The sequence below is a fragment of the Pseudalkalibacillus decolorationis genome, assembly GCF_024609785.1.
Lineage (GTDB): Bacteria > Bacillota > Bacilli > Bacillales > Fictibacillaceae > Pseudalkalibacillus > Pseudalkalibacillus decolorationis.
Genome location: NZ_JANHJQ010000002.1, coordinates 97,798 through 120,529, shown reverse-complemented (window position 1 = coordinate 120,529; position 22,732 = coordinate 97,798). Strand labels below are relative to the sequence as shown.

The following is a 22,732-nucleotide window of genomic DNA, read 5'->3' as shown; positions in this document are numbered from 1 at the left end:
TTAAAATGAATTTAGGGTCAGGAGGTTTTTAGCATGAGTAAGCCCATTGAAATTTCTAAAATTACAGTAATTCAAGATGAACGGCCTAATCGAAGAGCATACATTGCTGATTTTAAAGAACCTGTTCATTATGGTGTTCATGGTGGTGTTAAGGATTTTTATAAGGCGGTGCCTGAAACCGAACAACCATCCACACTCGATCACATTGTTTCAGCAGCTGGTGGCTGACTAACCGGCACACTATCAGGCGCGCTGGAGGCGCGTAAAATTCCTACTTTCCCCAATAAACTCAGAGCTAATTTTGAAGGGACCATTGAAGCACCAGAGGGAGTATTAAAGATAACCAAAATTAAATGCCATTATCAGTTGGAAGTACCAAAGGGAAAAATAGACGCTGCTGAACGTGCATTATCAATATTTGAAAAGGGATGCCCTGTTGCCCAAACATTAAAAGGGTGTGTTCAGTTCGAGCATGATTGGAATATAACTGAAACTGACGCAACAAACGATAAATTTTAAAAGGGGTTGACCCAAAACATCGATAAAAAGGAGATGTCGGGTCGCTCCTTCTCTGTTTTACCTGATTTTTGAGCTAAAACGCGGGTAATGACGTGAAAAATTCTAGTAAACATCGTTGTATGCTTAACCTTCTTAAAACCAACATCAATTTATAGTACGTTCAAAAAGCAGGATAAAAAGAGCCAAGAAGTTAAATTTTTATTGAAAACAATATACTTACTTCAATTTCCTACAAAACCAGCCCTTCCTGTACCATTGGGAAGGGTTATTATGTTATCTTAAATGGGGAGTTAAATGTATCTAGAAGTTTAGATTGTTGTATAATAAGGAATTCTAAGTATTGTACATATTGTCTAAATGTATATATAATTTTCTAGGATCCAATTAATGATTTAAATAATCACCCCAGAAATCACCATAAGCACTTGGAGGTATTGTGAATGAGTACTAACCAACCAAATAGGGAAGAACCCTGGCAGGGGTTTTATGGTCCCAATCTTGGCTATGCGATTGAAATGTACGATCAGTTCAAAGAGGATCCCGATTCTGTTGAACCAAAAATAAAGGAACTTTTTGAAAGGTGGGGACCGCCACCAGCTTCGACTGAAAGTGTTACCGAACATCCGGCTGAACCATTCAAAACCACAAATGCTGCGACAACTATGAAGAAAGTGGTTTCAGCTGTCAGACTTGCCGATAATATTCGTACTTATGGGCATTTAGCCGCTGAGATTCATCCTTTGGAGGAAGTACAAAAGGATTTTCGGTTGCTCGATCCTGCAGAATATCAACTCAGTGAAGAAGATTTGAAATCGATTCCGGCTGAAATCGTTTGGGCTGATGCACCTAATGATATTACTTCAGGGTTTGAAGCTATAATACGGTTAAGGCAAATTTACACAAAGTCCTTAGCTTATGAGTTTAGCCATGTACATGATGAGAGTGAAAGAAAATGGCTAAATGATATGGTAGAGTCAGGCTCCGTATACCCATCTATGTCATCTGAGAAGCGTATTGCCCTTTTACAACGGTTAACAGAAGTAGAAGGTTTTGAAAAATTTTTGCATCGAACTTTTGTTGGACAAAAGCGGTTTTCAATCGAAGGGCTTGATACGATGGTTCCTATGCTCGATACCATCATTCAAGAAGGTGTTCACGATGGTGCTCGTAACGTTATGATTGGTATGGCTCACCGCGGTCGCTTAAATGTTTTGGCCCACGTATTAGGAAAACCTTACGAAAAGATTTTTTCAGAATTTCACCATTCACCAAATAAAGAACTCGTTCCCTCCGAAGGATCAATGGGTATTAATTATGGATGGACAGGTGATGTTAAATATCATTTGGGCGCAGATCGAGAAATAGAGGAAGATAATATCGAACCTGCATGTTTGACATTAGCAAATAATCCGAGTCACTTGGAATTCGTTAACCCAGTTGTTGAAGGGTATACACGTGCAGCACAGGAGGATCGCAAATCAACCGGTTATCCTCAACAAGATGTCACAAAATCTTTTTCAATACTAATTCATGGTGATGCAGCCTTTCCAGGAGAAGGAATTGTTGCTGAAACGCTTAATTTAAGTCAGTTACGAGGATACCAAACTGGTGGAACCGTACATATCATTGCAAACAATCTATTAGGATTTACGACAAAGAGTACAGATTCCCGATCTACGAAATATGCCAGCGACCTTGCTAAAGGTTTCGAAATTCCAATTGTGCATGTGAATGCCGATGATCCCGAAGCGTGTATTGCCGCTATCAGTCTGGCTTATCAATACCGGACGAGGTTTCAAAAGGACTTCCTTATTGACTTAATCGGTTATCGTCGTTTTGGTCATAACGAAATGGATGACCCATCAACAACACAACCACAGTTGTACAGTAAGGTCAATAATCATCCCACGGTCCGTAATCTATATGCTAACGTTTTACAATCCAGAGGTGTGATTACAGACGAAAAAGCGAAACAAATCGAGCAGGATTTTCAGGAGAGACTTCAAACCAAGTATGAAAAAGTTTCAAAAAATAATAAAGATGGCGAAGTAAAAGAGTTGGAACCGCCAGAAAAGATTGTAAAAGGACTTTTGAATATTAAGACAGCTGTTCCATTTGAAACTCTTCAAGAAATGAATAGAGATTTACTAAAATGGCCAAAAGGATTTACCGTTTATCCAAAATTAGAAAGAATCCTAAAGCGTCGTGAAAAAGCACTTGAAGAGGGCGGAAAGGTAGATTGGGCGTTAGCTGAGACATTGGCTTTTGCTACGATCCTGAAAGACGGTACACCGATTCGCTTGACAGGTCAAGATACCGAACGAGGGACGTTCGCTCATCGTCATCTCGTATTACACGATAGTAAAACAGGGAAATCATTTTCACCTTTACACACGCTTACACAAGCAAAGGCATCGTATGCTATTCATAATAGTCCATTGTCGGAAGCATCTGTTGTTGGCTTCGAATACGGCTATAATGTATTTGCACCTGAAACACTCGTTCTTTGGGAAGCACAATATGGGGACTTTGCGAATGCAGCTCAAGTGATTTATGATCAATTCATTTCAGCAGGCCGGGCAAAATGGGGACAGAAGTCAGGACTCGTTCTACTTTTACCTCATGGCTATGAAGGTCAAGGCCCTGAACACTCAAGTGGAAGACTTGAACGCTTTTTGCAATTATCAGCTGAAAACAATTGGACCGTTGCTAACTTGACAAGTGCAGCACAATATTTTCACATTTTACGTAAGCAAGCAGCGATAACAAATAAAGATGAAGTTCGCCCTTTAATTATCATGACACCAAAGAGTCTACTTCGAAACCCACGAGTAGCTTCTTCTCATGTTGAATTTAGTGAGGGACAATTTCATCCTGTTTTACATCCACCAAATCTTGGCGGACAAACCGATCAGGTAAAGCGTGTAATTCTATGCAGTGGAAAAATAGCAATAGATCTAGAAACCGCCATCGAATCGAATGATCTAAATTGGAATTGGGTTGATATTCTTCGGGTTGAACAATTATATCCGTTTCCAGATAATGAATTGAAAGAGTTACTTCAAGAATATGAACAACTGGAAGAAATCATTTGGGTCCAAGAAGAACCTAGAAACATGGGCTCGTGGTCATATATCGAATCAAAGATTAAAGCAACTGCTTCGGACAAGGTTTCGGTTTCCTATATTGGTCGTCCTGAACGATCCAGTCCTGCTGGAGGAGAACCTGATATCTATAAAAAAGAACAAGAACGAATAATAAACCAAGCGCTACAATTAAACAATTCAAATACTGTTTCCAGTGAAGGAGGTAATGTTTCGTGATAGAGATTAAAGTACCTGAACTTGCAGAGTCTATTTCAGAAGGAACAATCTCAGAGTGGTTAGTCAATGTAGGTGATCAAGTGAACAAAGGGGATTCCATCGTCGAACTTGAAACCGATAAAGTAAATGTAGAAGTGAGTGCCGAAAACAATGGAGTGATCCACGAGTTCTTAAAAGAGCCTGGTGATACAGTTGAAGTAGGCGAAGTGATTGCAAAGCTCAATGACGCGGAAGATGCAGCTAGTGGGGAAGGGTCATCTCCTCAACAAACTCAGGAACAATCACAAGGTGAATCTATCGAACAGGAAGAATCAGCTCCTAGAAGTGAAAAGAAATCAGAGGAAAACACGACCCCAGAGCCTTCTTTTTCTAAAGAAGAACAAAACGAAACGAACCGTCCAATTGCTTCACCAGCTGCAAGAAAATTGGCAAGAGAGCTTGGTGTAGATTTGAATAAAGTTAAGTCAAATGATCCATTGGGTAGAGTTAGACCTGAGGATGTGAAGAGTCATGCAAATCAACCGTCATCTCAGGCTGAAAAAACAGAAACGAAACCATCCAAAGCTCAGAAAACAAGTCCACAGACATCAAATGCATCTGATGAAAAATCAGATAAACCAGTAGAACGGATTAAAATGTCACGGCGACGTCAAACAATTGCGAAAAGACTTGTTGAAGCTCAGCAAACCGCAGCAATGTTGACCACCTACAACGAAGTAGACTTGACAGCGATCAATGATATCCGTAAACGTCGTAAGGAAAAGTTTTTAGAACAACACGATGTGAAACTAGGTTACATGTCCTTCTTTACAAAAGCAGTTGTAGGGGCATTAAAAAAATTCCCAAGACTAAATGCTGAAATTCAAGGGGATGAAATGCTGCTCAAAAAGTTTTACGATATTGGAATTGCAGTTGGTGCAGAAGAAGGTCTTGTCGTGCCTATTGTCCGAAATGCGGACAAACTCAGCTTTGCAGAAATTGAGCGTGACATTAAGTCCCTATCAAAAAAAGCTCAGACGAAAAAACTGACGATTGACGAACTTCAAGGCGGCTCATTCACGATTACGAACGGCGGTGTCTTCGGCTCACTGATGTCTTCACCGATTCTGAATGCTCCTCAAGTCGGCATACTCGGAATGCATACGATCCAATGGCGTCCAGTAGCCATAGACAAAGAAAGAATGGAAAACCGGCCAATGATGTACATTGCACTCTCGTACGATCACAGAATTGTCGACGGCAGTGAAGCTGTCAGCTTCCTTGTAAAAGTAAAAGAACTATTAGAAGATCCAGAATCATTGTTACTGGAAGGATAGATAAGAAAAGCGCAAGCGCCCTGGGAAGCCACGAAGGTCACTGGAAGGCCACTGAGGAGGCTCGAACCAAACTCTGTTTGGTCCTGCGTGGGAATACACATGATGTAAATCAGTGTGTTGCCGCCGGAAGGGGACTGAAGTGATCCGAGTGGCTGGGCGCTGGAGCTAGACATTGCCTCTTTGCATCAAAATTTTATACTTTCTTACCTCTTAAGAAAAAGCGGGCTGATCCAAAACATCAATGAAATTTGATGTGGAGGACAGCCCCTTTTTTGCACATTAAGAAAGCATACAAATACTTATATGTATATCTTCATATCAATCACGCTTTTGATTATTTTGGTACGATCTACTAAAATGAAAGAAGAAATAGACAAATGGAATAAGAAAAGCGGAAGCGCCTTGACCAGGTGCGACAAGCGCTGGAGATTCTGTAACATAACACGCTTTTTGTGTTTGTGGAAGAATCGAAGCGACCTCGAGCACCTAGGCGCTGAAGCTAGACATTGCATCTATGCAGCAAAATTTTATACTTTCTTTACGTGTAAGAAAAGCGCAAGCGCCCTGCTTAACCACGAAGGTCACTGGAAGACCGACGAGGAGGCTCGGCCCAAACAAGTTCGGTCCTGCGTGGGAATATACATGGAGTACTTTAGTGTGTTGCCGCCACAGGAGGCCTGAAGTCATCCAAGTGGTTGGGCGCTGAAGCTGGACATTACATCCATGCCGCAAACTTTTATACTTTTTTTACTCATGAAAAATGACTAGTCTTAAGAACTGAGAAAAAAGGAGCAGACTCATGTTTGAACTGCTGGTTACAATGATGGAAAGGCTAGGGATTATTGTTACAATCGCCTTCATTTTAACGAGGTTTCGTTTTTTTCGGGATATGATTTATCTTGAGAAAATCAATCAGCGTCAGCAATATATAGCTATTTTATTTTTTGGCTTTTTCGGCATTATCGGGACCTATTCCGGACTGGCATTTCATACAGGCTCAATGGAGTTTGACCGTTGGGATGCTAACCTGGCCTCTGATGAAGCATTGGCCAACTCAAGAGTCATTGGAGTTGTCCTAGCAGGTCTGTTTGGGGGATATAAGGTTGGGTTAGGCGCCGGATTAATAGCTGGAATCCATCGATTTACATTAGGAGGATTCACAGCTTTTTCTTGTGGGATCGCCGCAATCATAGCCGGAGTCATTTCTGGGGCTTTTTTTCGTAAAAATAGGCATGTCAAACTATCCGTTGCCTTTCTTGTTGGGGCCCTGGCAGAATTAGTTCAAATGCTTGTGATAATCCTACTTTCACGTCCGCTTGAAAAAGCGATTGCACTTGTTGAGGTTATAGGAATTCCGATGATTGTCGCTAATGGAATCGGCTCAGCTCTTTTTCTGCTAATTATTAAAAACGTTGTGAATGAAGAAGAAAAAGCCGGTGCGGTTCTAGCTCAAAAGACATTACGGATTGCAGACCAGACACTGGCGTTTCTTAGGAACGGCATATCTAATAAGTCTGCTCAGGCTGTGTGTAGAATATTGTACAACGAAGTTGAAACAAGTGCCGTTTCTATTACAAATACGAGAGAAATCCTGTCTCATGTTGGGGTTGGTTACGACCATCACCATGCCAATAAACCTATCCAGACCCAAATCACAATGGATGTCCTTCAACACGGTGAGCTTGTTGTTGCAAATGACCAAACAATCCATTGTCGACAGGAAAATTGCCCACTTGGTGCCGTAGTGATTGCTCCATTAAAACAGCGTGGTGAAACCATCGGTACATTGAAATTTTATTTTCAGTCAGAAAAGAAAATTACAAATGTGATCATTGAACTGACCTCCGGCTTAAGTGTACTTCTCAGCAATCAGCTTGAAATTGCTGAGGCTGAACGATCATATCAATTAGCAAAGGAAGCAGAAATCAAGGCACTTCAAGCCCAGATAAGCCCACATTTTCTTTTCAATTCGCTTAATACAATTGTTTCCCTTATCCGGATCAACCCGGGAATGGCTCGAAAGCTGTTGATCTCCCTTTCTCACTTTCTACGCCAAAACTTGAACGCTACAACAATGAGTACGACTACACTTGAACAAGAACTCAAGCACGTGAAGGCCTATCTAGCGATAGAAGAAGCTCGGTTCGTTGATAAACTTCGGGTTGTTTATGATATAGAGGAGTCTGTCCTTGGTGTTAATATCCCGCCGCTTACCCTCCAACCTATTGTCGAGAATGCTGTTAAACATGGGATTAAGCATATGGAAAAGGATTGTGAGATTAAAATTTCAATTTTTCAAGAAGAAAATAACGTAAAAGTAAAGGTAGTAGATAACGGCCAGGGGATATCCGGAGACAGAATGGAGGACATTGGAACAGGAATCATTCAGTCCAAAGAGGGTTCCGGCATCGGTCTTTATAACGTCAACAGAAGATTAACGATGATGTTTGGCAACACTGCTGCTATAAAGATATCAAGTAAGTTAAACAAGGGAACCGAGGTTGCTTTTGTAATTCCTAAATCGGAGGAAAAATAAGATGGTGAAGAAAATCAAAACATTGATTGTCGATGACGAGCGATATACGCGAGATGAATTAAAGCACCTACTTGGTGAATATGCCATTATCGAAATTGTCGGAGAGGCGGATTCAGGAGAAACAGCGGTAATGAAATGTCTTCAGACTCTGCCAGATGTCGTATTTTTAGATGTAGAAATGCCGAAGATGAACGGGATGGAAGTGGCAAAATCGCTCATGGAACTCAAGAAAATTCCTTTGATTGTATTTGCTACAGCTTATCCACAATTTGCTGCTGAAGCCTTCCGTTATGAGGCAATCGACTATTTACTAAAGCCTTATGACGAAGAACAATTTCAAAAAACTATAACAAGACTGGAAAAGCTATTACTTACGTCTTCAGAAACTGATACTGAAAGAATATCCGGCAAGCTTGCAGTGGACGAGGATGGAGAAATCATCTTTGTGGAGCCAAACGATATTTTATACATATATCGTGATGAAAAGGTATCAAAAATCATCACCAAATCAAGGGAATACGAAACCAAAACCCCTCTAAAGGAACTGCATAACCGATTAATGTCCTATCCTTTCTATAGGATCCATAAGAGCTACCTTGTGAACATGACCTATGTTACCCGACTGACACCCTGGTTCAATGGTGCCTATCAGCTTGAAGTCGAGGGTCGACCCGAATTATTGTCTGTCAGCAGAAACTATATCAAAGGACTCCGCGCAAGGCTGGAATTATAATCAGTCTTCAAGTGTCCCTGAGATCTATTCATTTATGGGAAGGGTAAAAATAATTTAAAAGAACACCACGAAGTAAATAGTATTTTCAGTATTTTCTTACATGTTACTTATCCATACATACATGATAACCATGATTTTCTGCATAATAATCCAAAAAAGATTTCCTGCATCATTTCTCCTATATACTATATGTAAACGCATTCATTGTTTGTAAAGGGGGAAATACCATGTATACATTTTTAGCAGGAATATTGCTATTAATTGTAGGATATTTCACATATGGTAAATTTGTAGAAAAGATCTTTGGTGTCAACGAAGCAAGAACGACACCGGCATACACTCATAAGGATGATGTGGATTACCTTCCGATGAACAGCAAAAAAAATTCATTGATTCAATTGTTGAATATTGCCGGTGTAGGACCGATTTTTGGACCGATTATGGGAGCGCTTTATGGCCCGGTCGCTTTTCTATGGATTGTGCTTGGCTGTATTTTTGCAGGAGCTGTCCATGACTATTTGACTGGAATGATTTCGATCCGTAACCGCGGAGCCCATCTTCCGGAGCTAGCTGGCAAGTTTTTAGGTAAAGTAATGAAGCACGTGGTGAATGCATTCGCTATCCTATTACTACTCTTAGTAGGTACAGTATTTGTAACATCACCAGCTGGATTACTTTATACCCTTATGGATGGCAAAATATCGATGGCGTTAATTCTAGGGGCAATTTTCCTATACTATATTTTAGCCACATTGCTTCCAATTGATAAAATCATCGGAAGACTCTATCCTTACTTTGGAGCATTACTTCTTATCAGTGCAGTTGGGGTAGGTGCCGGCCTAGTTATAAAAGGAGCTCCAATTCCTGAAATTTCACTAACAAACCTGCACCCGGACAACGCACCGATTTTCCCATTGTTATTCTTAACAATTTCCTGTGGAGCACTATCAGGATTTCACGCAACACAAACACCGATCATTTCACGTACGACTCAAAATGAAAAGCAAGGACGGAAAATCTTTTACGGAATGATGATCGCAGAAGGTATCATTGCAATGATTTGGGCAGCGGCTGCAATGAGTCTATTCAACGGTTCTACTGGCTTGAACGAGCTTCTTGCAGAAGGGGGTCCAGGAGCTGTGGTAAGCGAAGCTTCTACATTGATGCTTGGTGCAATTGGTGGCACACTGGCAGTTCTGGGTGTCATCATCCTTCCGATTACGTCAGGTGATACTTCTTTCCGTAGTGCACGTATGATCATTGCCGATTATTTCAATTTTTCTCAGATGAAATTGGTGAACCGTTTATGGATCGCGCTTCCATTATTCATACTATCATTTGCTTTAACAAAAATTGATTTCACTCTGTTATGGAGATATTTCTCCTGGGCAAACCAATCTACTGCTGTGATAGCCTTATGGTTGGGTGCGATGTATCTGTTCATCGCGAAGAAAAACTATTGGATTGCGATGATACCCGGTGCTTTCATGACAATGGCCACAACAACTTATATTATTAACGCACCGATTGGTTTCGGCTTACCTCTTCCAGTATCTTATATTGGAGGAGCAATTATAACTGTTGCCACCACAGTCGTATTCTTCATCGCAGCTAAAAAAGCGAGAGCAAACAACATTCCGCTTGATGACGATATTTCCGGATGGGAAAGAGCATCTTGATGGGTACACTATAAATAAAATTTAAGGTTAATACCGAACATTTCAGGTTTTTATACTATGAAAAGTCGGTATTAACTTTTTTTAAAGCATTGGGATCTAAAAGCATTTGTGGATTTGTAAAATGTTGCAGTTGGTTTTCAGGAAAAGAATTTACTTTTTTACTAAGTTCACTTAATCCTGAGGCCATGTGTTGTGCAAGTAGACTGCCCAAAAAACTCCCGTTCAATTACGAAATGGGTGTTTATTTATGATTCCCTATTTGACTTTCGATCCTGCTAAAAGTCGTGTAACTATTACATCAGCAACTATCCAATATCCGGCACTCGTGATGCATATTATTTTTGCCTTTATCGCTTTAGTGACGGGATTTCTTCAGTTTATCGAACGTATTCGACTTAAAAGTTTAAAGATTCATCGTAATATCGGCAAGGCTTATGTCATGAGTGTCTTAATAAGTGACCTGCTTGCTTTCGTGGTGATCTGTTACGTAGAAGACTTTACAAAAGCACTATCTGTTCTGACATTAGCTGTTTTATGGTTATTCACTACGTGGAAAGGATACCGTAAAGCTGTTAAAAAACGCTTTAACGAACATCGTATATGGATGATAAGAAGCTTTGGTATCACCCTGGTAGCAGTTAGTGCCAGTTTGCTGGTGCCAGTTCTTCTCCTTTGCTTTGTTATGTTGTCTTAAATGAATTCACCCTTCCAGGCGGGAGAGAACAGATGATCGAAGAAGTTTAAAGGTGAACATATGGGTAGGGCTTGTCTTTAATATCGTGATTGTCTAGTGGATGATCCAGAAAAAAATAGGAATAGAGAGTCAAAATAAATAAAATAATCTAACATAAAGAAGGTGTTAGCCAAATTAATGTCTAATACTCTATGTTAACGGTAATTATACGGAACTTTACCGATAAAAATCACCCTCCTTCTGAAAATGATTCCTTTCCTTTTAAACCAAAAGAATAAGGAGATGGTTAATACAATGAGGCCTTCTATAAAAGGGGAAGCACGAACATTCCTTGCAGAAATTATAGCTTTTAGACGAAACCTTCATCAGTTTCCCGAATTGAGCGGCGAGGAATTTGAAACCTCAAAAAAATCCAACAAAAACTAGTACATCACGGAATTCAATGCACTACTGGTTATGCCAAAACCGGCGTATTAGGAGTAATTGAAGGAGAAAGGCAAGGCAAAACGGTTGCGCTACGTGCTGATATTGATGCCTTACCGATACAAGAGAATAATGATCACGATTTTGTTTCCAAAGTGAATGGAACAATGCATGCGTGTGGTCATGATGCTCACACAGCAATGCTGTTAGGTGCAGGGATTTTGCTTAACAAAGTTCAACAAAAACTGCCTGGCCGTGTGCTCCTTGTTTTTCAACCGGCAGAAGAAAATTCACCTGTTGGCGGAGCTATTCCGATGATACAAGACGGAGTGTTCGACCGTTATCAACCAGATGTCATTTTCGGACAACATGTTTGGCCTGATCTTCCTGTCGGGGAAATCGGGATTCGTTCCGGACCAATCATGGGGAATTCCGACCTTTTTAAAGTTCGTATTAAAGGTGCTGGCGGGCATGCAAGTATGCCGCACCAGACAACAGATGCAATCATAGTTGCAAACAGCATCATTATGAATTTACAAACGATTGTAAGCCGTAATGTTAACCCTTTAGATTCAGCTGTTTTGTCTATTGGGAAAATTGAAGGAGGGAGCCGCCATAATGTTATTGCCGAGACGGTGACTTTTGAAGGGACTGTTCGTACGTACCGATCAGAAGTTAAAGAGGAAGTTAAAAAACGCTTGATTTCTATAGTAGAAGGGGGAGCCGAATCTTTGAAAGCTTCGGCTGAAATTGAATACTTGGATGGATATCCGGCAACGGTTAACACACCTGAATGGGCAGAACGAATCAGAACGACGGCACATCAACTATTAGGATCGTCTTCTACACTCGAAATAGAACCTAGTTTAGGTGGAGAGGATTTTGGTCGATTTTTACTGAGGTATCCAGGAGCTTTTTTCTGGTTAGGGACTGCTCTTCCAAACAATGAGAAACAGAAACCACTCCACCATAGTCAATTTCAAATTGATGAAAGATCATTGTCGTTAGGAGTGGAAATGATGGCACAAGCGGCAATCGATACACTTTTTCAATTAGATGAAGGGAAGAGTGAGTATGACAAGTAAAGAAGAGAATCTTTCCAAAGAAATCACGTCTTTTATTCAAGAACGTAATGAATCATTTGTGAAATGGAGACGAACGTTGCATCAAATACCTGAAACAGGTTGGACTGAGTTCCAAACCACGTTCTTCATCGGAAAACAATTGCAATCATTAGGTTTCACCTTGACTGTAGGAAGAGACGTGTTAGTTAGTTCAGAACGAATGGGTATCCCAGAACAAACCGTATTAAGTGAACATGAACAAAGAGCGAAAAAGGCTGGTGTACCCGATGAATGGTTAGAAAAAATGATAGGAGGACATACAGGGCTCGTTGCAAGCTGGGATACAGGGAAAAAAGGCCCACATATTGCACTTCGCTTTGACATTGATGCACTCCCGATCATTGAATCGACCGAATCAAGTCATCTTCCACAAGAATCTGATTTTCGCTCTAAACATGATGGCAGCATGCATGCGTGTGCTCATGATGGCCATGCAGCAATCGGCTTGGGTACAGCTCACTTTATTGAGAAGTTTCAAAATCAATTAGAAGGAAAATTCACATTGTTATTCCAACCCGCTGAAGAAGGGAGCCGAGGTGCAAAGGCGATGGTTGAAAAAGGCTGGCTGGAAAACGTGGATTATTTTATAAGCGGACATATCGGGATTCATTCACTTGAAATTGGGGATATCGCCGCAACAACATCCCAATTTTTAGCCACTACGAAAATGAATGTTACGTATGATGGACAGTCTGCCCATGCTGGTGTTGAACCGCAAAAGGGCAAAAATGCTTTGTTAGCTGCCGCAGCTGCAAGCCTGCATCTTCATGGTATCTCTCGCCATTCGAGTGGAGCAACTCGAATTAATGTAGGAAAGTTAGAAGCAGGAAATGGACGAAATATTATTGCTGATATTGGCAAAATCGAACTTGAAACACGAGGAGAAACGACTGAATTAAATCACTATATGGTGGATGAAGCAAGGAGAATCATTCAATCAACTGCAGGGTTATACGATGTAAATGTAGACATACAGATTGTTGGTGATGGGTTACAAGCAAAATGTGATGAAGAGTGGGTGAGGGTGGTAGAACTAGCTTGTGCGGAAAGTCCTGCTATTAAGCGCATCATCCCTGAACTGCCGCTGGGGGCATCAGAGGATGTTACGTATATGATGAATCGTGTACAGCAAAAAGGAGGAAAAGCAACCTTTCTATTATTTGGCACCCCACTCGCCAAAGGGCATCATCACCCGCAGTTCGATTTTGATGAACGAGTACTAGCCATTGCTGTAGAAACGATCGGAAGATTACTATTTTCATGCCACAATTCCGATAATCTTTAAGGAGGTTGTTCAATATCCTTGCCACAAATATAAGAGTAGAAGCGAGTGAAGAACATGAAAATTCGATTAGGCGTGATCGGGCCGGAAGATTCAATTGAACGAATAAAGAATGCCGCATCCGGGTTTAGTGAATTGGAGCTTATTCTTTTCCCTTATAAAAGGACTGAAGAGACTGAAACGATTATTCTTGAGAATAAACACCTTGTCGATCAGTGGTTCTTTTCCGGCCAATCCCCCTACTATTATGCTGTTTCTAAAGGCGCTATTAAAGAAGAGGAAGGAAGCTTTGCGCCACTATATGGATCCAGTTTATTTGGAACATTATTAGAAGCACAAGTTCAAGAAAATAGGATTTTAAAAAGAATGAGTTTAGATACGATTCAAATGTCGGAAATCGAATCAGTCCAGAAATCATTTTCGCTTGATTCAATCACGATTCACACCTATCCATACAGCGGTTATTTACCTGCAGAAGATATCAGTAACTTTCATGAGAAATTATTTCAAGAAGGCAAAATTGATACGGCCATAACTTGTATTCAATCTGTATTTGCAAGTTTAAAAGAGAAAGGGATCCCGTGTTACCGCGTCACCCCTTCGGTATTAGCCATACAGCTTGTCCTTCAATATTTAAAAGAAAGAGGACAATCAACGTGGTATCGTAAAGCACAGATTGCTATTTTAGGAGTAGAAGTCATCTATCCTACCAATTCCGAAGAGCAGCTTTATTCCTATAAAATGAAACGCAACGAATTAGAGCTGAAACGGACGATTCTAGATTATGCGGAACAGGTGAATGGTTCATTTGTCCAAATTGCCGACGGACATTTTTATATTTATACAACTAGAGGGGAGCTAGATTTACAGCTTAATGCGAATTCTCTTTTTTCTTTGATCGATAATTCATATGTCCAAAGTAAACTGAAAATTAGAATGGGTTTAGGTTACGGTTTAACAGCATTAAGTGCAGAACAAAATGTTCGTCTTGCTTTTCAATATGCAAGACAGCACGAATCTCCTGTCGTTGTAAGCGTTAATGAAGATAAAAAGGTAACAAAGAGTTTCCATCGTGAACAATCGATTTCTTTTGAACAACGAAAATGGGGATTAAAATGGGAAGAGAAATTCAAGGAAGCTAACATCAGTTCGACAATGGTCTCCAAAATTGAATCGCTGGCAAGACATTACGGGAAAGAATTGGTCACTTCACAGGAACTATCCCATTGGATTAGAAGTACAGAACGAAACGCAAGAAGAATCTTATTTGAAATGGAACAATTAGGTTTGGCAAAAATTTCTGGAGAAGAGCAATCAGGTGCAAGAGGGCGTCCTCGAAAAATATATAAGCTGAATTTAAGTGAAACAAATCGTCCTTAGTAAGTCCTTCCAAATATTTGGAAGGGGTACGGTTTTGTCACAAGACATTAGGTGTTTTAACCGAACCTTCTTAAACACCACGGTATTTATATTGAAAATTTGGAATTTTACAAAACCGAAGCAGGAAATTCAGGGTTTTTATCGAAAAAATATATTAGGAAAAATTAAGGAAATATTCCATAATGACAAAGGAGTGATGAAAATTGGCCAATTTAGAAAAGGAAGGTGTAGGAACATCTCCCCAATCTAAAGGTTTAATGCGTTTTTTGAATACGGTTGAGCAAGTAGGTAACCGACTGCCTGATCCGTTTATGCTATTTGTACTTTTAGCTGTATTCGCTATCCTCGTATCATGGCTAGTCAGTAGTTTTGGTGTAACCGTCGTACATCCGGGCACGGGAGAGAAATTAGCTATTAAAAGCCTTGTTTCTGAAGAAGGCTTACAATATATTCTGACCTCAATGCTCACCAATTTCACAGAGTTCAAGCCATTGGGTGTTGTTTTAGCAATGATGCTCGGTATTGGTTTAGCGGAAAAGGTCGGATTACTTGAGACTGCCATTAAAAAGTCCATTTTGAATGCGCCAAAGTCTCTTGTCACATATGCGGTCATTTTCATCGGAATCTTAGGAAACTTAGCTTCTGACGCTGCATTTGTTATTATTCCACCTTTAGCTGCGATGATATTTGCGACGGTAGGACGACACCCACTCGCAGGACTTGCGGCTGGATTTTCCGCAGTAGGGGCTGGATTTTCAGCAAACTTTATCATAGCCGGAACGGATGCCTTACTGTCGGGGATTTCAACAGAAGCAGCTAAAAGTGTTGATTCAAGTGTAATTGTTACAGCGGTAGACAATTGGTATTTTATGAGTGTATCCGTCATTATCCTTTCCATCGCTGGAGCTCTAATTACTGAAAAAATTATAGAACCAAGACTCGGAGTATATCAGGGTAAAATTGAAAAGAAATTAGATGAAGTGAGTCCATTAGAAGGGAAAGCGCTTCGAAACGCTGGTATTTCTGCCCTTGTTTTCATTGCTATCCTCGTTACAGTATTATTCATTCCAGATTCTCCGCTGCGAAATGAAGATGGTGGAATTATACCTTCGCCGTTTCTACAAGGAATTGTCCCAATTATTTTATTCCTCTTCATTACGGTTGGTGTAACGTATGGTATTACGGTAAAGAAAATAACAAAATCCGGTGATGTAGCAAAATTCATGGGTGAAGCAATGAAGGATATGTCAGGATTTATCGTGTTGATTTTTGCTGCTGCCCAATTTATCGCTTATTTCAACTGGAGCAACATGGGAACCTGGATTGCCGTGAACGGTGCAGAATTGTTAACATCGATTAATCTGACAGGTATTCCAGTGATTATCGGATTCACTTTGCTGACAGCTGGACTTGCTCTCGTCATTTTTAGTGGATCAGCGCTATGGGCATTGGAAGCACCTATCTTCATTCCAATGTTCATGATACTTAACTATGATCCAGCCTTTATACAAGCAGCATATCGTATAGCGGATTCATCAGTGAATATTATCACACCGCTTAATCCGTATATCATCATTGTTCTGGCATTCATGAAAGATTATGATAAAAAAGCTGGTTTAGGTTCACTGATTTCTTTAATGCTGCCTTATAGCATCATATTCCTTGTCGTATGGACGATCCTGTTGATTGTTTTCGCTTTACTAGGGATTCCACTTGGACCAGGAGTTGGAATGTATTTGAATTAAAGAAAACTTGGCTAGCACCAAGCCTTAGCGCAGGTGATCGCCGTAGTTACACTTATACTATAGAAAGTATTTTTATACTTTCTTAACGTGTAAATAGAATAAACTCAACAAACCCGCCTTTATTTGAGCGGGTTTGTTTGTCTTTTAACGAATTAAAAACACACTCACTTGGGTTTGGCTACTTGTTTTATACAGACAAAACACCAGTTACTGTGAATGGTGTTTTGCGTTTCTCAATCTAGACTTTTTCATAAAAAGGACTACATATTGAATTTTTTCAATCGGTATTGTAAGCTCTGTCTGCTGATGCCAAGAATTTTTGCGGCTTGTGAAATATTGTTATTCTTTTCTGCAAGAACTTGTTGGACATAATACTTTTCTACCTCTGCAACTTTGTCACGTAATGTTTTCGGGGTGCGATTGCCTTCAGCGGTATGACTTATACCCTCATAAGATGCCGGATGTCCATTCTTCTGGTATCGTTTACGGAACCTTACTGGAAGATTTTCGACCGTGATTGTTTCTTCATCCATGATTAAGTTCATCGTACCCTCAATCATATGCTCTAATTCTCTTACATTTCCTGGCCAATCATGTTGATACAGAAACTGTTCTGCGTCATCGCTTATTGACTTTACACTCATGTGAAACAAAGTGTTGTATTTTTTTATAAAGCTTTGGGTCAAACTCCTGAGGTCTTCTTTTCTCTCACGAAGAGGTGGAATGAACAATGTAACTACGCTAAGGCGGTAGAACAAATCCTTTCTCAGCCGGTTGTTCGCCACCGCATCGATCGGATCTTCATTAATGGTTGCGATAATACGGACATCCACCTTTTTATCCTTCGTATCCCCAACTTTTCTTATCGTTTTATCCTGGATCACTCTTAAAAGTTTTGCCTGTAAGGAAGGATTCAAAGAATTGATTTCATCCAACAACAATGTCCCGCAATCAGCTTGTTCGAAAAGGCCTGGCCTGTCTACAGCACCTGTAAATGCCCCTTTTTTAGTCCCAAATAAGAGACTTTCCATTAAACTGTCTGGGATCGCAGCGCAGTTTTGAGAGATGAAAGGAGCGGATGACCGGCTGCTTCCATTATGGATGCTCTGAGCAAATAACTCTTTACCTGTTCCGGTCTCGCCAACAATGAGTACGGAGGATATAGTGCGTGTAGCTCTTTTGGCTTCTTCGATGACCGTGTGGATCAACTCACTCTCCCCGATGATTTTGTCAAACGTAAATGGGGTATCTTGTTTTCTCAGCACGTTTTCCTTGATGATCTGTTCAAGTTGTGTCACATCTTTGGCGATCTCAATAGCACCTGTAATCCTCCCGTCTTCTATGATTGGAAAGGAGTCGTTGATCGTAGTGATTTCTTTACCGTTATTATTGAAATACGTTTGTTTAACGTGTTCTGTAGTTTTACTCGTTTTCAAAGCTTCAACAAGTGTGCTGTTCTGATTATCAGTGAACATGAAGACGTCCAATAAGTTTTTATCAAGTACATCTTCACTCGCCATTGATTCGATTTCCATCATCTTTTGGTTATAGATGATCGTTTTTCCCTTGTCATTTATCACATGAATACCGACATCTATTTCATCAAGCAGTCTTTTATATAAATCATTTATACGGATTAATGTCTGTACATCGTGTTTCCCATTTGGTTCCATTCGGAAATCCCCCTTTTTTCTATCTTAATAGATTCATAGTCGAACTGCAAAATTAATTGGCGGTTACTTAGGCATGTTCGTGGTAGTGCAAAATTAATTTGCTTTTCAACACCAATATTTTTAAAAATGATGCTTATTTCTTCGTGTTTTAAAAATTCTTTGCGAGGAAAAGATGATTTCTAGTTACGATCCAGCTAACGGATCACTGCAGGCCTCGGCAGCGATGACAGCCTCCTCGGAGTCCTTCGACAGAAATTTGTACCAAAACAGTACACTCAGGCTATTTCATTTTTGGCATAGAACTTGCATTTAAGAATAGTATGAAAAAACTTTTTGAAGGGATAACGACGTTAACACCGTATTAGCATGAACCATTTACAGATTTCTCTCTAAATTTGTAGAGGTTTTGCAAGAATCTGGAGTTCCAGGAAGCGGGGCAGAGGTCGAGGATTACCTATCGATCATCCCAAAACATCCTTGAGCACATTTACCGGATCCAGGGATGTCGGCACCCGCTTGTAGGAACGTTCCGCTATGGTTCAAAAAGAACAGTTTGGCAGATTCAATCTGAAATGTATTAATTTTTTAGGAGGAATAAAAAATGACGACTGTATTAACATCAAAGGACATCATCGAACAGACTTTTGAACATGGTGCAAATAATTACCACCCGCTTCCAATCGTTATTTCAAAAGCGGAGGGTGTGTGGGTTGAGGATCCGGAAGGTAACAAATATATGGACATGTTGAGTGCATATTCAGCTGTCAACCAGGGCCACAGACACCCGAAGATCATTGAGGCTTTGAAACAGCAAGCTGACCGCGTTACATTAACATCCCGTGCGTTCCATAATGATAAGCTGGGTCCGTTTTATAAAAAGGTATCTGAGTTGACTGGGAAAGATATGATCCTTCCAATGAATACAGGTGCCGAAGCGGTTGAAACGGCTGTAAAAACCGCACGACGCTGGGCTTATGACAAAAAGGGTGTTCCTGAAAATCACGCTGAAATCATCAGCTGTGAAGGGAACTTCCACGGAAGGACGATGACAGCCGTTTCTTTGTCATCAGATCCCGAAAACAAACGCGGATTTGGTCCGATGTTACCGGGAATCAAGGTTGTTCCGTACGGAGATGTTGAAGCATTGAAACAAGCGATCACCCCTAATACGGCTGCTTTCCTATTGGAACCGATCCAGGGAGAGGCTGGAATCAATATTCCGCCAGAAGGTTTCTTGAAGGAAGCTTATGAAGTTTGCCAACAGCAAAACGTCCTGTTTATCGCCGACGAAATACAATCGGGACTTGGGCGATCCGGTAAAATGTTTGTATGTGATTGGGAGGATGTAAAGCCTGACATGTTTATTCTCGGGAAAGCCCTTGGGGGTGGTGTAATGCCGATCTCTTGCGTTGCAGCTGACCATGATGTTCTCGGTGTATTCAATCCGGGATCCCATGGTTCGACGTTTGGTGGAAATCCACTTGCCAGTGCTGTAGCAATTGCGTCGCTCGAGGTGATAGAGGAAGAGAAACTGGCTGAACGTTCACTTGAACTCGGTCGATATTTTCAAGAAAAACTGAGAGAAATTGATAATCCGGTGATTAAAGAAGTACGTGGTAAAGGCCTGTTTGTCGGAGTCGAATTACACGAACCCGCTCGCCCTTACTGTGAAAAATTAAAAGGAGAAGGACTCCTTTGTAAAGAAACGCATGAAAATGTGATTCGCTTTGCACCTCCGCTTGTCATTGAAAAGGATGATCTAGAGTGGGCGATAGAAAAAATTCAACACGTCTTATCCAAATCAAATGAGGTGTGACCTATGCGAACAACACTAGTACTTGATCGTAAACAAGGGCAAAACCGCCAAGAAAAAGAATCTCTTAATCTATTTCTATCAACTCAAAAAGTAATCAAAGAAGCATTGGGCAACTTGGGTTATTCTGAAGAATGCTATGAACTATTAAAAGAACCGCTTAGAATGTTGACCGTGCGCATCCCGGTCCGGATGGATGACGGTTCAACAAAAATTTTCACTGGTTACCGTTCTCAACATAATGATGCTGTCGGTCCTACAAAAGGCGGTGTCAGGTTTCACCCAGAAGTCAATGAAGAAGAAGTCAAGGCTTTATCGATGTGGATGAGTCTAAAATGCGGGATTGTTGACTTGCCATACGGCGGAGGAAAGGGAGGGATCATTTGTGATCCAAGAGAAATGTCTTTCCGTGAACTAGAAGGTTTAAGCCGCGGATACGTACGTGCAATCAGCCAAGTGGTCGGACCGACAAAAGACATTCCAGCTCCAGATGTGTTTACAAACTCACAAATAATGGCTTGGATGATGGACGAATACAGTCGGATCCGGGAGTTCGATTCTCCAGGCTTCATTACCGGAAAGCCGGTCGTCCTTGGTGGTTCACACGGTCGTGAAACGGCAACAGCAAGAGGTGTCACAATTTGTGTGGAAGAATCGGCCAAACAAAAAGGAATTGAATTACAAGGTGCCCGTGTCATTGTTCAGGGATTCGGGAATGCAGGCAGTTTCTTGGCCAAATTCATGCATAATGCGGGTGCAAAAGTGGTAGGGGTTTCTGATGCATACGGTGCACTTTATGATCCCGTCGGTCTTGACATCGATTATTTACTGGATCGTCGTGATAGTTTCGGGACTGTAACCAAATTGTTCAAATCAACGATCACAAATAATGAACTGCTTGAAAAGGATTGCGATATCCTTGTTCCTGCTGCCATTTCCAATCAAATTACAATTGAAAATGCCTCGAATATCAAAGCATCAATTGTCGTTGAAGCTGCCAATGGTCCGACTACGCTTGAAGCGACCAAAATTTTGACTAAACGCGGAATTCTTCTTGTTCCAGATGTTCTTGCAAGCTCAGGAGGCGTTACAGTATCCTATTTTGAATGGGTACAAAATAATCAAGGCTACTATTGGACCGAGGAGGAAGTTTCAACAAAGCTGCGTCAAGTTATCGTGGATGCTTTTAGGAAAGTATATTCGGCAGCCCAAAAACATCAGGTTGATATGCGCCTTGCCGCCTATATAATCGGCATTCGAAAAATGGCGGAAGCTTCAAGATTCAGAGGCTGGGTATAACACGAACTACTAGAATTACACAGGAGTATCCTCAATAAGAAAAGCGCAAGCGCCCTGCTTAGCCACGAAGGTCACTGGAAGACCGACGAGGAGGCTGTTGCCGCCGCAGGAGGCCTGAAGTGATCCAAGTGGTTGGGCGCTGAAGCTGGACATTACATCCATGCCGCAAACTTTTATACTTTCTTTACTCATTAAAATAATTTTTCATAAGGAAAGGTGAAATCGTGAAGGAAATCTTTCAAACCGTTTTTAGTCCATGTAATGGTATCGTAGAAAAGGTTTTTGTGAACGAAAGTTCTTATGTATACGAATGGGAAACGCTGTTCTTGATCAGAACCAGTGAAGAAACAGAAGAGATATCGATCGGTGTTAGTGGTTCTATCATCTCAGTGGAAATTGCGGAAGGTCAGGAAGTGTATCCTGAGACGGTATTATTGACAGTGCGAGATGATTTGAGGATTACCGGAAGCGATTGAACTATTTGGCTGGGGGAGTTCCTGTTGATTGCTTTCGCATTACTAGGGATTCCACTTGGACCAGGGGTTGGAATGTATTTGAATTAAAAAGGAAGAACTCAACAAACCCGCCTTTATGGAGTGGGTTTGTTTGTCTTTTAGCAAATTTAAAACACTGTTTAACAACGAAATTATTCGCTTTAGCAAATAAGCATGAAATTCATATTATAGAAAGAACATAATAGACTGAATCCTAGGGAGGTCACCTTTTGAAGGAGTATTTTTATAAACTATGTGTCCAACACATCGAAAATACGGTTGTAATTACAACTCAAGACAATAGAGTCTATAAAGGTGTTATTAAAAATGTCGATGCTGAGAATGTTTATTTACAACCTTTACAAGAAAGAGAGGAACGTTTCTTTCCGGTTTTGGGTGCTGGACTATTAGGTTTAGGTCTGGGTACGATAGCTGGCATAACGCTGTTTCGTCCATATCCATATTACCCATATGGATACGGATATGGGTGGTAACCACGCTATTCGAGTATGACTCAAAAGCACGGAGTCAAGCCCCTATGAGTCACTCCGTTAAAAAACTAAATGTTTTTGTCTTTTCTAATTAACGTTAGATGGAAACCATGAGGTGCAATTTTATAGTGGATGATTAAACCCATTGACATAATGTATGACATCGATCATAATAAAATTTAATTTTATATGATCGGTGTTGACAGGG

General features: G+C 40.7%; 16 protein-coding genes, 2 pseudogenes and 1 other annotated feature (1 of these 19 cut by a window edge). Of the genes and pseudogenes, 17 read left to right on the top strand and 1 reads right to left on the bottom strand.

Annotated features, from left to right (window positions below):
• Nucleotides 1–33: 33 nt before the first annotated feature.
• The 12 genes and pseudogenes from NON16_RS02485 to NON16_RS02435 all read left to right on the top strand — a co-directional run bounded on the left by NON16_RS02485 (nt 34) and on the right by NON16_RS02435 (nt 16,754).
• Nucleotides 34–228, top strand: a complete 195-nt coding sequence (locus NON16_RS02485) for a hypothetical protein (RefSeq protein WP_257346817.1) — start codon at nt 34–36, stop codon at nt 226–228.
• Nucleotides 229–249: 21 nt separating this feature from the next.
• Nucleotides 250–519: pseudogene (locus NON16_RS25535) on the top strand (OsmC family protein); the annotation flags it as partial.
• 440 nt (nt 520–959) lie between these two features.
• Nucleotides 960–3,842 carry a 2-oxoglutarate dehydrogenase E1 component gene (locus NON16_RS02480; RefSeq protein ID WP_257346815.1) on the top strand — a complete coding sequence of 961 codons (2,883 nt, stop codon included), beginning with the start codon at nt 960–962 and terminating at the stop codon, nt 3,840–3,842.
• A complete protein-coding gene (gene odhB, locus NON16_RS02475; protein WP_257346813.1) occupies nt 3,839–5,158 on the top strand; it encodes a 2-oxoglutarate dehydrogenase complex dihydrolipoyllysine-residue succinyltransferase in 1,320 nt (439 codons plus the stop codon). The genes NON16_RS02480 and odhB overlap by 4 nt, the downstream gene beginning before the upstream one ends.
• 799 nt (nt 5,159–5,957) lie before the next feature.
• Entirely contained in the window at nt 5,958–7,694 is a 1,737-nt protein-coding gene (locus NON16_RS02470; protein WP_257346811.1) for a sensor histidine kinase, read from the top strand.
• A gap of 1 nt (nt 7,695) precedes the next feature.
• Nucleotides 7,696–8,427: a LytR/AlgR family response regulator transcription factor gene (locus NON16_RS02465; RefSeq protein WP_257346809.1), complete on the top strand. Its 732-nt coding sequence runs from the start codon at nt 7,696–7,698 to the stop codon at nt 8,425–8,427.
• A 227-nt stretch (nt 8,428–8,654) separates the two neighbouring features.
• A complete protein-coding gene (locus NON16_RS02460) occupies nt 8,655–10,106 on the top strand; it encodes a carbon starvation CstA family protein (protein ID WP_257346807.1) in 1,452 nt (483 codons plus the stop codon).
• A gap of 247 nt (nt 10,107–10,353) precedes the next feature.
• Complete coding sequence (locus tag NON16_RS02455) at nt 10,354–10,800, top strand: DUF2306 domain-containing protein (RefSeq protein WP_257346805.1); 447 nt, start codon at nt 10,354–10,356, stop codon at nt 10,798–10,800.
• Between the two features lie 410 nt (nt 10,801–11,210).
• The gene (locus NON16_RS02450) at nt 11,211–12,308 is read left to right on the top strand and encodes a M20 metallopeptidase family protein (protein ID WP_308216574.1); all 1,098 of its coding nucleotides are present in this window, start codon (nt 11,211–11,213) and stop codon (nt 12,306–12,308) included.
• Nucleotides 12,298–13,632 carry an amidohydrolase gene (locus NON16_RS02445; protein ID WP_257346804.1) on the top strand — a complete coding sequence of 445 codons (1,335 nt, stop codon included), beginning with the start codon at nt 12,298–12,300 and terminating at the stop codon, nt 13,630–13,632. The genes NON16_RS02450 and NON16_RS02445 overlap by 11 nt, the downstream gene beginning before the upstream one ends.
• Before the next feature lie 54 nt (nt 13,633–13,686).
• Nucleotides 13,687–15,009, top strand: coding sequence for a hypothetical protein (locus NON16_RS02440; RefSeq protein WP_257347197.1), 1,323 nt, complete (start codon nt 13,687–13,689; stop codon nt 15,007–15,009).
• 257 nt (nt 15,010–15,266) lie between these two features.
• The gene (locus NON16_RS02435) at nt 15,267–16,754 is read left to right on the top strand and encodes an AbgT family transporter (RefSeq protein WP_257347195.1); all 1,488 of its coding nucleotides are present in this window, start codon (nt 15,267–15,269) and stop codon (nt 16,752–16,754) included.
• A 260-nt stretch (nt 16,755–17,014) separates the two neighbouring features.
• Here NON16_RS02435 and NON16_RS02430 read toward each other — a convergent pair whose 3' ends face one another.
• Nucleotides 17,015–18,427 (bottom strand): sigma-54 interaction domain-containing protein, encoded by a 1,413-nt coding sequence (locus NON16_RS02430; protein ID WP_257346802.1) that lies wholly within the window; start codon nt 18,425–18,427, stop codon nt 17,015–17,017.
• 388 nt (nt 18,428–18,815) lie between these two features.
• Here NON16_RS02430 and NON16_RS25530 point away from each other — a divergent pair.
• From NON16_RS25530 to NON16_RS02405, 5 genes and pseudogenes are all read left to right on the top strand, one after another.
• Nucleotides 18,816–18,946, top strand: a pseudogene (locus NON16_RS25530) (hypothetical protein); the annotation flags it as partial.
• Nucleotides 18,947–19,028: 82 nt separating this feature from the next.
• A complete protein-coding gene (locus NON16_RS02420; RefSeq protein ID WP_257346800.1) occupies nt 19,029–20,243 on the top strand; it encodes an ornithine--oxo-acid transaminase in 1,215 nt (404 codons plus the stop codon).
• A gap of 3 nt (nt 20,244–20,246) precedes the next feature.
• On the top strand, nt 20,247–21,539 hold the full coding sequence (locus NON16_RS02415; RefSeq protein ID WP_257346798.1) for a Glu/Leu/Phe/Val family dehydrogenase: 1,293 nt from the start codon (nt 20,247–20,249) through the stop codon (nt 21,537–21,539).
• 224 nt (nt 21,540–21,763) lie between these two features.
• Nucleotides 21,764–22,015 carry a biotin/lipoyl attachment domain-containing protein gene (locus NON16_RS02410; RefSeq protein ID WP_257346796.1) on the top strand — a complete coding sequence of 84 codons (252 nt, stop codon included), beginning with the start codon at nt 21,764–21,766 and terminating at the stop codon, nt 22,013–22,015.
• Between the two features lie 248 nt (nt 22,016–22,263).
• Nucleotides 22,264–22,527 carry a hypothetical protein gene (locus NON16_RS02405; protein ID WP_257346794.1) on the top strand — a complete coding sequence of 88 codons (264 nt, stop codon included), beginning with the start codon at nt 22,264–22,266 and terminating at the stop codon, nt 22,525–22,527.
• Between the two features lie 187 nt (nt 22,528–22,714).
• Nucleotides 22,715–22,732, top strand: a binding site (T-box leader) (it continues 208 nt past the right edge of the window).